This is a genomic window from Leptospira ilyithenensis (genome assembly GCF_004771005.1).
Taxonomy (GTDB): Bacteria; Spirochaetota; Leptospiria; order Leptospirales; family Leptospiraceae; genus Leptospira_A; species Leptospira_A ilyithenensis.
The window spans coordinates 20141-33474 of the sequence record NZ_RQHV01000001.1 but is presented as its reverse complement, the minus strand read 5'-3'; the positions used below and the strand labels follow the sequence as shown (position 1 = coordinate 33474).

Genomic DNA, 13334 nt, shown 5'->3' with positions numbered 1-13334 from the left:
TTCTAGGTTTTTCCCATAGCACCGATATAGTAAACAAGGTAGAGCTATGGGAAAATGGAAATTTATACTCTTTGTCGCACTTGCGAGCTTGCACATCTCGCATTTGAGTGCTGTGTCCCCCGAACAAACAAACTTGGGGATTTTGATTTTTGAAAATAAAGAAAACATTAATTTTATCAACATATGTCTGAGTAACCTCTCACCTCCCCAAGAGGACGCGGTGGCGCCTGCCGCAGGAACAACTACTGCGGCACCTGATAAAAAAAATCTGGAAAGTAACGATTACTTCAAAATGCTCAAGGCCGCCAACCAAACGGACTTTAGCGGAAACATGTGGTATTTGCAAAGTAATTATTCCTACGCATTCCGTCAGTTGCGTGGTGCTCAAGGGGAATTGAAAACCATATACGAAGTTACTCTTCAAAGATATATAGAAGATGCTAGGGCTCTATTGGAATCTGCGGCACCTGCCATCATCCGTTCCAATGACAATTCTTCCAAGGCACTCCTTCGACTAGGATTTCGCGACCTTCGTTCCGCAGAAGATCTATATACGACAGGACTCAATTCCAGCCCGCACCAATACCGTTATAAATTAACTCTTTATAAAGAGGGAATTTTGACACTTAGACGTGCGAAAAGATTTGCGATCCTTTCGATGATTTATTCCAAAACTCCCGATGAGGATAAGCCGGAATACCAATATCGTTCTTTGGATGATATCAAAGACGCTCGTAATGAAGAAAAACAAAGAAACTACGAGAAAGTAAGAGATACTCTGATTAACTTTATGGAAAACAAAAGAATGGAAAGAGCTATAGCTCCTCCGGGAAACCCCGATGCAAAACCATTGGATCTTTTGGAACAACATGATGATAATTACGGATTCATTACTTCAAAACGTTTGGATCTATTACAAGAAGCCAACTTGCAAATCAAAGAAACCGAAGGTGCAAAACGTGAATCCGTTCCCGCAGTACCGAAGTTTGATGAACAAGGTAAGGCTACTTACGAAGAGAAACCTAAAAAATAAGTCATGCGTACTGTAACCCTTGCTCTGGCCTTCATTCTTTCTCTCTCTCTTTTAGGAAAGACCACTCTTTCTTCCAGAGAGAGAAAGAAACAATTCGATCAAAAGATCGGACTTGTTTTTGATGTCAAAGAAACTCTATCTCTGCCGGAAGAGTCGGAAAGAAATACTCTCAGTACAGTTCGTTCGGAAGTGGAAGATGCATACCGGATAGGTGAAAAAATCCGAATGGAAAAAACTCTCTCCATTGCGGAAGGCGAGCTTGCTTTTGCTTCCAGAAAACTTTGCATTGATTTGGAAGAAAAATCCCAAGATATTTATGAAAAGGCACAGGGCAGCTTTCTCTTGGTAGAATCGGAAGAAAAAGCTTCCGGCAAAAAAATGGAATGGGATACCAGAGAGAAAATCCAAAGATACTTAATCATGGCAAAGAGCGAAAAGGATCATGCGAAAGAGTTCTATATCTCTGGCAACTACCACATGTCCTTGCATACTTACAAACGTTCCATAATGTATTCGCTGCTTTCCTTTTTATCTCATGGAAAGGAAATTCCCGAAGGTTACCAAACTGCTGCTAATGTTTGGGCGGAACCTGTTTGGCAGTACAACCACAAAACAAAACGACAATCCATTCGAGAAAACTAAAAATTTAGATTTTCACCCCGGGGAATTCGCACAGGATGACCCGAAAGTGAAGATAGAGTCGATCTATAAACATTTTCTTTTGACCAAGGCGAGTCATTTACCTGTAGTAAATGCCGAAGGGATTTTGCTCGGACTGATTGCAAAAGAACGCGTATTGCAAGAGTTAGCTGATCTAGGCCAAGGCCGGGAAGATTATGAATTCATTCCTACTGAAATCCTGGAAAAGGATTTGAATGAGAATATCTTGAACTTTTTTCGGGATTCGAATCGGATTCCGGTTCTCGATCATGAAGGAAACAGAAAAGAGTTTTGGGACAAACCCAGATTCCTTGCCGAATTTTCCAAATTGGATTCTTCAGACAAAAGAGATCCCCGTCTTGAGGAAATAGCTGCCAAACAAGAAAAAAAAAGAGACTCCCAGGATTCCATCCATTGGTATATGGAGTTGATTTTATCCAATTTTCCGGACGGACTTCTTTCCACGGATGTTGCCGGCAATAGCGTATTTTATAATGAAGCGTTTGAAAAAAATGTACTTCCGATTCCTTTTTTCAAAGACTCTGTTCAGGTAGCCGAAAGATTTTTAAGAGATCTGAACCGGGATTTGTTTGCAAAATATTTGAAAGAAAACGATTTGGAGATCGAATCCAAAGATCATTCCGTGTATCAATTGCAGACCATCGTACGGGAGTTAGATTCTCTTGTTAGAATCGTAACTCTTAGAAAGGAAAAAAAGATCGTAGGATTTCTTTATCAGTTTTCACATCTCTCCTCCCGGTTGGAATCCGTTTCCTCTTCCGGAAATATCTTTCCAAGTTTGGAAGAGGCGTTCTCTTCCAAATATCCTTTGGAACGGATTTTAGAAGAAATTGAGTCGGTTTATATTCATGAGACTCTTAAGAAAAACAGAAACAATATTTCTCATGCGGCTTCGGATCTAGGTCTTCCCCGTACGACTTTGCAAAACAGAATCAAATACCTTAAGATACAGGAAAGATTCAAAGAAACGGATTCGGAAAAAAAGAAACCGATTCCCAGAAAACGTGCGGAGGTGAGCCCCGTTCCAGTGAAAGACAAAGCAAAAACGGGAACTAAAAAGGAAAGTAGCTCGAAAAAAATTCAAAAACCGAAAGGAAAACCGAGTAAAAAAGCCAAGGTTTCTCCTCCCATTTCGGGCAAAAAACCAAAAACTTCTCCTAAGAAATCGAAACTTATTAAAAAGACAAAAAAAAGGCGTTGACGTATTCCTTTAAAGACCGAAGTTTTCCTTACCATATAGTAAAACATTTACTTCAACTTCGCTGTTTGTTTCACTAGCATTCCTTCTTTGCACAATGGTATTCCCTTAATCAAAATTCTAAAAAATCTACAGTTATGTAAAATTTTCTATGGCATCACGCAAACAAGACGAACTACAATATTCCACCCCTGAAGAACAACCTGAATTTTCCAACGGCATCATGGACCAAGACGAGTCCGGTAACGAACCTCCTAAACAATTCAAGAAAAAACGCCGCCAATACGAAGGACCGATTCCTCCCGCACTCGACTTAGTCGAACTTAAGAAAAAAAATATCAACGAGCTGGCAGATCTTGCCAAAGGTCTCGGTGTTGAAAATACACATGGTTTGAAAAAACAAAACCTGATGTTTGCACTTCTCCAAGCGCAAACGGAAAAAGACGGACAAGTGCATGCTGCCGGGGTAATGGAAAAACTCCCCGACGGATACGGTTTCCTTCGTTCACCTGACTATAATTATGTGCCAGGTCCGGATGATATTTATGTTTCTCCTTCTCAGATCAAACTTTTCGGCCTTCGGACGGGAGATACGGTAGAGGGACTCATTCGTCCTCCTAAAGAAGCGGAAAGATTTTTTGCCATGCTTCGTGTGGAGTCTATCAACGGTTATCCGGTTGACGTGGCTCAAAAAAGAAATCTTTTTGATAACCTCACTCCTCTTTATCCGAACGAAAAAATCAATATGGAATTCGACCCGAGCCATTTGGACACTAGAGTCATGGATTTGATGTGTCCTATTGGAAAAGGGCAAAGAGCGCTGATCGTAGCACCACCTAGAACCGGTAAGACGGTTCTGATGCAGTCGATTGCCAATGCGATTACCCGAAACCACCCTGAAATTTTTCTAATCGTCCTCCTTATTGACGAACGCCCGGAAGAAGTAACCGATATGGCCCGCCATGTAAAAGGCGAGGTGGTCAGCTCTACTTTTGACGAGCCGGCACAAAGACACGTCCAAGTGGCCGAGATGGTTATTGAAAAGGCAAAACGGCTTGTGGAACACGGAAGGGATGTTGTGATCCTTCTCGACTCGATCACAAGACTTGCCCGCGCTTACAACCAAGTCGTTCCCACATCGGGAAAGATTCTTTCCGGTGGTGTTGACTCAAATGCACTTCATAAACCGAAACGTTTTTTCGGTGCGGCTAGAAATATCGAAGAGGGTGGATCTCTTACCATCATCGCAACTGCGCTCATTGATACCGGTTCCCGAATGGACGAGGTGATTTTCGAGGAGTTCAAAGGAACGGGAAATATGGAAATCCATCTGGACCGAAAACTCGCAGACAAACGGATTTTTCCTGCCATTGACATCAATCGTTCCGGAACCAGAAAGGAAGAACTGCTTCTTCCGGCAGATGTTCTTACCCGTGTTTTTATCCTCCGAAAAGTACTTTCTCCCATGAGCATCACGGAAAGTATGGAACTATTGATCGAAAAAATGCGATCTGCCAAAACGAATGACCAGTTTTTGGCAAGTATGAACACTAATTAACGAAAGGCGCCAATATGAAGACTGACATCCACCCAAAATACGTTTCTGCAAAAATCAAATGTGCTTGTGGCAATGTGATCGAAACACGGTCGTCTGCTGGCGATATCAGTGTGGAGATTTGCTCCAACTGCCACCCGTTCTTTACAGGAAAATCTAAAGTTTTAGATACTGCAGGTCGGGTAGACAAATTTAAGAAAAAATATAAAATGAAGTAAGATAGGTCTTTCGACCTGTCTAAATTTCAGATCATCTCTAGGGGGATATGCCAATGGCTGTGATGGACTTTGCAAGATATAAGGAAATCAACGACCAGAGGTTGAATTACCGTGAGATGGAAGACGCGAATGTAGTCTCCTATTACCGAAATACAGGTTGCGGAGACGGTTACCGCATTTATCTCAAAGTTTCTCCCGAATCCATCATTGAAGACGCAAGTTACACAACCACTGGCTGTGGATTTGGAATTGTAGCGCTTGCTATGGCAACAGAGTATGCCAAAGGCAAAAAGATAGAAGATCTTCGTACTTTAACACCCGATACACTGGAGACTTTGTTTGAGTTTCCCGAAAGAAGAAAAAATTATCCGGAGTCTGCTGTTGCCGCTTTGAAAAAAGCTGTGGAGGATTGGGAAAAGGGCGGGGGAGTTCCTCCTGAAAAAAGAGTCACCAAAGCGAAAGCTATGGATCTTCTGCAAACCCAAGGTCATCTAAGAGAAGCCAGCTTATCCAGTGTTATGTTAGAAAAGGAAAACTTCAACGGTGTTGATTTTTCCAATGCCGACCTTCACAATGCATTCCTTCAAAATTCCAGTTTCGTAGGTGCCAATTTTTCCGGTGCCAATCTGAAAGCTTCCTTTTTCAATGGTGCCAATTTAATGAATGCTAATTTTCGGGGTGCCGATCTTCGTTTTGCAAAACTTGCCGGTGCCAATCTGGAAGGTGCCGATTTTACGGATGCAATCTATGATATTGGAACTCGTGTGGATCAAAAACAAATGCATATCTTTGATGTGATGAAAAAGGGCGGTAAAGACCTTTATCTGAACCAAGAAGAGAGTGCTGCCGGATGAAGGTTGGAGACAGGGTAAAACTCACAAAAAAAACCTTTCTCTTCCAAGGAATTTTTATTTTCACCGGCGCGACAGTTGAGATCAAAGAACTGAATTCCGACAAAGCCTTAGTGATCTACAATGACAAAGAAGGTTACCCTCACGATTTAGAAATGGCTCTTTCCGACCTTGCTCCTTTGTGAGCCGAAAGTCTTGACATAAAACTCTTCCTCTTTAAGGTATTGATAACAGTAATAATCGTATCAATTTCATGCTCATCCAATCCTACTTTCAAGAAAATCATCTTCTCTTTTCAATTCAAAAGGATGTTCTTATGGAAAATTCCAGGGAATTTTACCAGGAATTTGAAAAATCCATGGATGGTATGAAGTTTGCTAAATTGACTCTGGATTTTTCCAATGTCAAGTTTTTGGATTCTTCCGGAATCGGCGCAGTGATCAAAGCTTCTTCCGCATTACACAACCGAGGCATAGAGATCTACGTAACCAATCTCAATAAAAATTTAAATTCCGTATTTCGTCTCTCCGGACTCAATCATATCTTATCCATTTTGACGGTAGATGAATACTTATCAAAATTTCCTGAATTCACAAAGGCTTTGGAGCCATAAAATGAAATCTAAGTTTAGTTTCTCAGTTTTAATTCTTTTTTTAATTTTTGAAATCAATTCCTGTGCAACAGGTGTTCAGTCTAGAAACTTATTGTTTCGTAATAATGAATTTGCGATTTATTCCGTAAAACGTGAAAATATAAAACTCAAATCGGAAAAAGCTCTGGAACAAAGTTTCGCTCATCCGATTGAAATTTCGGAAGATAAAATTTTAGATATATTGGGAAACATTCGTTACAAACAAGAAAGTTCCTATGGGAATTTATTGCTCTATGTTTTCGAAGAGGCTGAGATTAAGGATTTTTCCGCAGACCTTATGGACGGACTTCGCAAAGTAAAACCGGATCAAATGTTACTGATTGTTTCCAAATACAATCCTGTAAAGTCCGTAGTATCGCATTATGTTCGGACTGGTTTTTATATTTGGGCTACTGAAAATACGATAGAGATCCTGGTTGGAGAAATTCAATCGGAGATTGCATTCGATGAGCAGGGAAATTATTATGATTGGTCAAAAATTCCTGATATTTCCTTTGATCATACTCCTGAAACCAATTTTATCCTTCCTCATACAGGGTTTGCTTTTAAAGAAGTGGATGGTTTCAGAAATAGACGTTGGTTGGTATTTAGCAAGAAAGACTTAAGCAAACTCAAGTTTGAAAAAAGAAAGGTTAAATCTGCAAAAGAAGTAATCACATCGGTAGATTCCGATCTTATTCCTGAAAAAAAAATCAACCGTGACGAAGATGATGCTGTTTTACCCGATTGATTAAATTCAACATCTAGCGCGCATTTGGCGGAAGATTTCTCTCTGTTTGGATATTTCCGTCGACTCCTATTAGTATGGTTGTTTTTCCTACAAGTGAATTTAAGGCTGATCTGTATATTTTTCCTGACCCAAAATTGACTTCCACACCCGGAAAAACTTCCCTTTCCACATAAACAAATGCTTCTTTGTTCGGTTCGTAAGATCCGAGAGCGGTATCAAATTGTTTCTTAAGAGATTCCAAAAGGACGCTGTACTTTTCATTTGCTTCTTTCAATTTGGATAACATTTCTTTTTCGTCTTGTTTCAGATCTCTTTTCGCTGTTTGTTCTTGTAGTTTGGTTTGGGTAGTCTGCACTTTTTTCAAGGTGCTCTCTTTTTCCGAGATTTCTATTTTCATCCGATCAAGTTCTTCTAAAAGTTCGGGAGGAATTCCTACCGCTACTTTCGTTTTGGTTTCCACAACAGCTCCCAGTTTGGCGCACTCAATGGAATTTGCTGCTATGGTCGTGCCACCTATGATTTCTCCCCGACCACCTAATACTCGTATAATGTCTTTTGCCGAAATTTCCGAGTGCATGACCGCTTCTTCCACAAAGATGGATCCGCCTGCCGATAATTTCCCTTGTTCGATAAACTTAGCGTATATGTTTCCTTCCGATTCGATATAACCTTCTCCCCGACCCATAAAGCCGCCAGAGAGAACAATGTCTCCTTTGGCCCGAAGGAAAGCTTTGCCTACGGAACTTTTGATAATGATACTTCCATTCGTTGTAAGTGAAAAACCGTCTCCGATTTTTTCTTCTACGATGATTGTTCCCGGAAAATCAATATTGCCTGTTGAATAATCTACGGCTTCAAGTTGGATCACTTGGTCTACCCGTATCCCTCCGTTTCTATCCAGAACCGGGCGTCCTGCTATTTTAGAATAAAGTTTTTCTCCTCTTAGATCCACATTGGGACCTAAAACCCATTCTACTGATTTTTCTTCAGGGAAGGGAATCAATGTGCCAGTGACTGTTTTTCCGTATTGTCCCGGTTTTGGGGGGATTTTTTCAGCGATCAAATCATCCGGTTTTACCGATTGAATGATTCCTATGTTTTTATAATTGATACGGCCTTGCTCATCTTCTTCTAACTGCGGTTTGTTGTCAGAGCGGAAGAAAATTTTGATTTCTCCGTCGATTCCCGGAGTTGGAGGATATCCTTTTGCAACCACTACCGGTACTAAAAATTCGGGGTTACGGATCGTTTTTTGAACGATCGGATCCAAAATCCCCAGGCTGATTCCTATGCTTGCGATTTTTTCTCTCAACTCGTATTCGGATAGAAGATTGCCTCCGTGTTTGGGAGGATAAAGATTGAGGGAGGCACTCATATGATCGTCGGAAATAGTAATTTCCGCATAAGAATCTTCGGGGGTTCCTTTGGACCAAGTCCCGATTTCCACCTCTTTCCCATCGGAATGAAGGACTACTTTTTTGATCGTATCTTCGTTATAACTTTCCACTCCGAACAATTTGATTCGGGAAAGCACATCTTTGAACTCTACTTTCTGGCCTTTTTCGCCTGGTTTTGTTACATGAAGATAGGCGCGACCTTTTCTGTTTTCAATTTGAAAAAAACCGTTTTCGTTTGCTTCTAAATCTTGGAGTATTCTTTCAGGATATGATTCTGCAGATGCCATTGTGACTATGTATATTCGAAGATTCGATTTGTAATCTGAATTTCTCCGTTTTTAGGAACCTCTAATACTTTGACCTTTCCTTTCGCACTGTCAATTCGAGAAAAATGAATTTCGAATTCGCAATTTGAAATTTCTTCGTGGCTTATATAGCTACTTAAAAAATAATTTTGCAAATTTTCGACTAAGTAGGGATATTCGGCAAAATCTCCTCTGTCCGTATAAAGGATCGGAGTATCGGCATAATAACATTCGGAAAGAATTCCATAACCCGGTTTGGTCAAAACATAATCACAGGCGGATACCAGATCGGGATAATTGCAAAAGTCGGGAACAATGACTCTATCTGTCTTTAGCCCGGGCACGCCGTAAGCAACTAACTTGATATCACTCGGAAGATTTTCCCAATGAAAATCAAATCCTTCCAATCCGTAAGCTCCGAACGAAAGTAAGACGTATTTGTATGAATCGGTAAATTGAAAAGAGGTTCTTGCTTCCGATTTGGTAAGAGTCGGTTTTCTACCCACAAGTCCTACTTCCGTTTTTTCCAAAAAAGGAGGCATGGGACAATGAAAGGGCAAGACCAATGCTTCCGTTGCAAAACTATATTCAGTAAGCAGAATATCGCTTATATTCGTGAAATAAGAATCTTGGTTTGCAAACTTGCGATAGATAAAGTCCCATGTGAAATTTCCGACAAACACGGAAGGAATACCGACTTCGAGTGCTATGATCAGTGGTAAGGAAGATGCGTCGGTAATGATCAGATCTATCCCTTTTGTTTTACAATAGTCGGATTCTTCTTTTAATAATCGGTTTTTTGATTTTTCAAATTCAATTAACGCTTGTTTTGTTTTTTCGGTATCCATGGAGAGAGAGTCTTTTTGATATACCCCTACATCCAATTTACTATTTCTTTTGATCAGTTTTGGATTTGCTTCGGAAATAAAACTGGTTCGTTCGGAAATCAGATGGAGTTCAGTGAGGCCGGGGTTTTTTAAAATTTCAGACAGGATAACCGATGTTCGGCTGATATGGCCGAAGCCATGCCCGGAAACATAATAGTAAATTTTCAAATTTTATGAACCTGTATTTCTTTGACGCAAGGACTCATAGAGAACGATTCCGCAAGACATGGCAAGATTCAGCGAGTCAGCTTCTCCGAACATCGGTAAGTAAAGGGTATCGTCACTTTCTTCTTTTGCGGAAGGAGTGAGTCCGTATTGTTCGCTTCCGAAAAGGAACGCCGACTTTTTTCTAAAATCCGTATTTGAATATAAGGACTTTCCTTCCGGGGTGACTGCATGGATGGAGTAATTTTGTTTGCGAAGATTTACAATCGTTTCCGAGAGAGAACTGATATAAGTCGGAAGAGTGAAAAGAGTTCCCGTGCTCGCTCGAATCACATTCGGGTTGAAAAGATCGATCCTTGGATCCGTGACTAAAACGAGTCCGACTCCGGCACCTTCCGCAGTGCGAAGTATGGTTCCTAAATTCCCCGGTTTCTCAACACCTTCAATGATTAGGACGGGATTCAGATTCAAAGCGGGAAAAAGATCCCAATCATAATTTGCGTTAGGTGTTTCTGCAACTGCGATCAAACCGTCGGGGCGGTCTCTGTAGGATATTTTTTCAAAGATTTTTTTAGGGAGTTCGAAGATAGGGCAGGTCACGGATCCAATCAGTTTGGATTCGTTTTCTCCTAAAAAACAATCGGGAGAAATAAATAGAGAATGAAGTCTTACCGGAAGGGTAGGAACGGAAGAATCGGAACCACCTTTAATCGCTTTAAAAATCTCACGATAACCTTCGATAAAAAACTTTTTCTCTTCATCCCGACTTCTCTTTTCTTTTAAGGAAGATACCCATTTTACTTTCGGGTTTGAAAAACTCGTTATGGATTGAACTTGAGGTTTCATATTTTTAGGATTTCAAATAGAAGGAACAAAACCCGGAAGGATATTTTTTTCCCGACTTTTCCTGGATGAACAATTCGTCCGTACTATACGTTCCTCGTGTTTTGATTCTGCTGGATAGGATACGTTCCAGAGTCAACGGACTGTATCCTTGACTATGACAACTTAGGATGACGAACTCGGGGGAATGATCGCATAACTCCATGAGTGCGTCCATCAGCTCGGGGAGATGATCTTCGATTTTCCAAACTTCCCCTTTGGAACCTCTCCCGAAACTGGGCGGATCCAGTATCAATCCCTGGTAACGTTTTTTTCTTTTGATTTCTCTTTGTATGAATTTTAATACATCGTCTACAATCCATCGGATAGGTTTGTCAGCAAGGTTGGAAAGTGCTGCATTTTCCCGAGCCCAGTCCACCATACCTTTGGATGCATCCACATGGCAGACGCTCATTCCCGCGTCTAAACATGCTAAGGTGGAGCCACCGGAATACGCAAAGAGATTCAAAACTTCAAGCTTGGATTTCTTTTTTCCTATTTCTCTGATCCGATCCCAATTTGTTTTTTGTTCGGGAAAAAGTCCTATATGTCCGAAGGGAGTGAGTTTGATTTTGAATTGTAAACCTGCAAAATCAATGGAAAAACTTTCGGGGATTTTTTTCTGAAATGACCAACTTCCCGAACCTGTATCGTTTTTCACATAACGAGCGTCAGCATCATTCCACAGTTTCGGATTTTCTTTTCCGTAAGCGGAAGAGGGGGAGGAACGGATCAGTTTGAATCCGCCTACAATTTCCAATTTGGAAAAATCGCCTGAGTCTAATAGTTCGTAACTTTGTTTCATTTCAGATCCAAAAGAATAAAAGTGATATCGTCTTCCCATTCTTTTAAACCCTTTCCAGAGAACGATTCTAAATCGGAAAGAAGTGCCTTCACCCAAAGATCTCCGGGCAAATTCGCATTATTTTTCAAAAATTCCAATAGTCTTTCCTCGCCGTACATCTCATCCAAGGAATTGAAAGATTCCGGAACGCCGTCGGTTAGAAGTAGAATCCTGTCTCCCGGATTCGTAAGAAATCCGATTTCTTCGATCTGGATTTCGGGAAAAGTGCCGATCACCTTACCTTGGGGATGAACTGTCAAAATCTCCCCCGTTTTTCTTTGGAGAAAACCGGAAGGATGGCCTGCTCTGCCGAAACGCCAGGTATTTGTTTCCGTGTTCAAGTAAACGTAGGAGGCTGTAAGATACTCGGGAGTGCAGTTCCCGTACAAAATCCTATTCATTCCCTCTAACACCCGTTTGGGAGAAAAAATATTTTTCTTCTGTGTTGAGAACGCGACTTTTCCCATTGCTGAAACAAGTGAAGCTGGAATTCCATGTCCAGATACGTCGCAGATCAAAGTACCCAGCTCACAGGAATTTGGTGAGTGAAATTCGTAAAAATCTCCTCCTACTTGTTTCATCGGTTGGATGAAAATCTGGATGGAAAGGGACGGAATGTAGGGAATGGCTTTCGGCAAAGCCTGAACCAGAAGGTCTTTTGAAATTTGTCTTTCCTTTTCGTGTAAAACAATCTGCTCGATCGCCTGGTCTTTTTCAAGACGAAGCAATTGGATTCGATCCGCAAGCGCAAAGGAAAACAGAGTGATGTCGGCAAGAGATGCAATGGGAAAGATCATCTCTTCCAAAAACGTATTGGTTTCGAATGTGGTGATTTTTAAAATACTATAAATTACACTGGAAGCCATCAGGATAAAAAATGCGGCACCGAAATAATAAAAGGATATGATCCTTTTATAAAATCCCCAAAGAACCACAATCATAATGAACCCGGAAAGGATCGAGGTGAGCCAGCTCAATACAATTGCGGAGATATAAATTTCTCCTGCGGCAGCAAAGATTACATTCAGGATGATTGCAATTGCTAATACATAAGTAAACCGATAAGCAATCTTCAATCTTTCTTTCAGTTTTAGAAAGCTGGAGGCGAAAAAAACAAAAAACAACATGCAGATACTGAAAAACAAAGGAATCCCGTTTCTCATAAAAAGACTGGAATCCGGAAAAAGAAAATACCCTGCGAATCCGAGCATACTCATTTGACCCAGCCCGAAAAAGAAAACATATCCGATATAAAAAAGATAATTGATGTCTCTTACGAAAAAAGCAATCGCAAGATTGTAAAGTATGATGATCCCCAGGCAACCGAAGAAGAAACCGTAAAACCACTGTTCGGAGTAGTCGATTTGATGAATGCTTTTCCAATCGAGCAGGTCGATTGCGATTTGTAGGGAGATATCGCTTTTGATCCGGATATAAATATCTTTTCCGTAAGAATCTTTCGGAATTGAAACCAGATAATGTCTATGAGGAAATTCGCGTTCCGGCATTACAACGAAGTGTCCGGTTTGCTTTTTTGTTATTTTCTCCGAAGTATTTGAAAAATAAAAATCCACATAATCGATATTATGTGCTTTGATGAGAAGGAATAAATCTTTGTCTTCAGGCGGCTTTTCCAATCGGAATCGTATCCAAAAAACGGATTTGGAAAAGCCGTAATTGAGATAATCCGAAATGCCTTTTTGAAAAGGAATTTCTTCTGAATGGTTTCGAATCCAATCAAAATCGAATTTCCCCGACTTATCTTCCCAAACTTCTATCTGTTTTGTGATTCTCAGGTTTCCATCGAAATGATTTTCCGCAAGAGAGACTGTCGGGGTTTGGGAGTAAAGGAGTGTTTGTGAAGAAAAAAGAAGTAAAAAAAAGAAACTAAGATAGTTTCTTTTGAAAAATAAGAAAAAGGGCAAGGGTTTGATCC

At 40.6% G+C, this 13334-nt stretch carries 14 protein-coding genes; 9 read left to right on the top strand and 5 right to left on the bottom strand.

Annotated features, from left to right (window positions below):
• Window positions 1-46 precede the first annotated feature (46 nt).
• The 9 genes from EHS11_RS00160 to EHS11_RS00120 all read left to right on the top strand — a co-directional run bounded on the left by EHS11_RS00160 (window position 47) and on the right by EHS11_RS00120 (window position 6918).
• On the top strand, window positions 47-1033 hold the full coding sequence (locus EHS11_RS00160) for an adhesin OmpL37 family surface protein (RefSeq protein WP_135762398.1): 987 nt from the start codon (window positions 47-49) through the stop codon (window positions 1031-1033).
• A 3-nt stretch (window positions 1034-1036) separates the two neighbouring features.
• A complete protein-coding gene (locus tag EHS11_RS00155) occupies window positions 1037-1675 on the top strand; it encodes a hypothetical protein (protein ID WP_135762397.1) in 639 nt (212 codons plus the stop codon).
• Window positions 1676-1721: 46 nt separating this feature from the next.
• A complete protein-coding gene (locus EHS11_RS00150; protein ID WP_135762396.1) occupies window positions 1722-2915 on the top strand; it encodes a helix-turn-helix domain-containing protein in 1194 nt (397 codons plus the stop codon).
• A 148-nt stretch (window positions 2916-3063) separates the two neighbouring features.
• A complete protein-coding gene (gene rho, locus EHS11_RS00145; protein WP_109018551.1) occupies window positions 3064-4470 on the top strand; it encodes a transcription termination factor Rho in 1407 nt (468 codons plus the stop codon).
• Between the two features lie 14 nt (window positions 4471-4484).
• Window positions 4485-4685, top strand: coding sequence for a 50S ribosomal protein L31 (gene rpmE, locus EHS11_RS00140; protein WP_109018550.1), 201 nt, complete (start codon window positions 4485-4487; stop codon window positions 4683-4685).
• A gap of 53 nt (window positions 4686-4738) precedes the next feature.
• Entirely contained in the window at window positions 4739-5539 is an 801-nt protein-coding gene (locus tag EHS11_RS00135) for a pentapeptide repeat-containing protein (protein ID WP_135762395.1), read from the top strand.
• A complete protein-coding gene (locus EHS11_RS00130; protein ID WP_135762394.1) occupies window positions 5536-5721 on the top strand; it encodes a hypothetical protein in 186 nt (61 codons plus the stop codon). The genes EHS11_RS00135 and EHS11_RS00130 overlap by 4 nt, the downstream gene beginning before the upstream one ends.
• Window positions 5722-5789: 68 nt before the next feature.
• The gene (locus EHS11_RS00125; protein WP_109018547.1) at window positions 5790-6149 is read left to right on the top strand and encodes an STAS domain-containing protein; all 360 of its coding nucleotides are present in this window, start codon (window positions 5790-5792) and stop codon (window positions 6147-6149) included.
• A gap of 1 nt (window position 6150) precedes the next feature.
• Entirely contained in the window at window positions 6151-6918 is a 768-nt protein-coding gene (locus EHS11_RS00120; RefSeq protein WP_135762393.1) for an LA_1326/LA_4305 family lipoprotein, read from the top strand.
• Window positions 6919-6931: 13 nt separating this feature from the next.
• Here the strand turns inward: EHS11_RS00120 and EHS11_RS00115 are convergent, their stop codons facing one another.
• The 5 genes from EHS11_RS00115 to EHS11_RS00095 are packed head-to-tail and all read right to left on the bottom strand — an operon-like array spanning window position 6932 to window position 13323.
• Window positions 6932-8602, bottom strand: coding sequence for a DUF342 domain-containing protein (locus tag EHS11_RS00115; protein ID WP_135762392.1), 1671 nt, complete (start codon window positions 8600-8602; stop codon window positions 6932-6934).
• A gap of 5 nt (window positions 8603-8607) precedes the next feature.
• Window positions 8608-9675, bottom strand: coding sequence for a glycosyl transferase (locus EHS11_RS00110; protein ID WP_135762391.1), 1068 nt, complete (start codon window positions 9673-9675; stop codon window positions 8608-8610).
• A 3-nt stretch (window positions 9676-9678) separates the two neighbouring features.
• On the bottom strand, window positions 9679-10518 hold the full coding sequence (locus tag EHS11_RS00105) for a TrmH family RNA methyltransferase (protein WP_135762390.1): 840 nt from the start codon (window positions 10516-10518) through the stop codon (window positions 9679-9681).
• A 4-nt stretch (window positions 10519-10522) separates the two neighbouring features.
• Window positions 10523-11359, bottom strand: a complete 837-nt coding sequence (locus tag EHS11_RS00100; protein WP_135762389.1) for a class I SAM-dependent methyltransferase — start codon at window positions 11357-11359, stop codon at window positions 10523-10525.
• On the bottom strand, window positions 11356-13323 hold the full coding sequence (locus EHS11_RS00095; RefSeq protein WP_167884295.1) for a SpoIIE family protein phosphatase: 1968 nt from the start codon (window positions 13321-13323) through the stop codon (window positions 11356-11358). The genes EHS11_RS00100 and EHS11_RS00095 overlap by 4 nt, the downstream gene beginning before the upstream one ends.
• Window positions 13324-13334 lie beyond the last annotated feature (11 nt).

Bases quoted from the DNA above. Each gene is read 5' to 3' on its own strand.
- EHS11_RS00115 (WP_135762392.1), bottom strand. From the start codon at position 8,602: ATGGCATCTGCAGAATCATATCCTGAAAGAATACTCCAAGATTTAGAA.
- EHS11_RS00120 (WP_135762393.1), top strand. From the start codon at position 6,151: ATGAAATCTAAGTTTAGTTTCTCAGTTTTAATTCTTTTTTTAATTTTT.
- rho (WP_109018551.1), top strand. From the start codon at position 3,064: ATGGCATCACGCAAACAAGACGAACTACAATATTCCACCCCTGAAGAA.
- EHS11_RS00135 (WP_135762395.1), top strand. From the start codon at position 4,739: ATGGCTGTGATGGACTTTGCAAGATATAAGGAAATCAACGACCAGAGG.
- EHS11_RS00105 (WP_135762390.1), bottom strand. From the start codon at position 10,518: ATGAAACCTCAAGTTCAATCCATAACGAGTTTTTCAAACCCGAAAGTA.
- EHS11_RS00160 (WP_135762398.1), top strand. From the start codon at position 47: ATGGGAAAATGGAAATTTATACTCTTTGTCGCACTTGCGAGCTTGCAC.
- EHS11_RS00130 (WP_135762394.1), top strand. From the start codon at position 5,536: ATGAAGGTTGGAGACAGGGTAAAACTCACAAAAAAAACCTTTCTCTTC.
- EHS11_RS00155 (WP_135762397.1), top strand. From the start codon at position 1,037: ATGCGTACTGTAACCCTTGCTCTGGCCTTCATTCTTTCTCTCTCTCTT.
- rpmE (WP_109018550.1), top strand. From the start codon at position 4,485: ATGAAGACTGACATCCACCCAAAATACGTTTCTGCAAAAATCAAATGT.
- EHS11_RS00125 (WP_109018547.1), top strand. From the start codon at position 5,790: ATGCTCATCCAATCCTACTTTCAAGAAAATCATCTTCTCTTTTCAATT.
- EHS11_RS00100 (WP_135762389.1), bottom strand. From the start codon at position 11,359: ATGAAACAAAGTTACGAACTATTAGACTCAGGCGATTTTTCCAAATTG.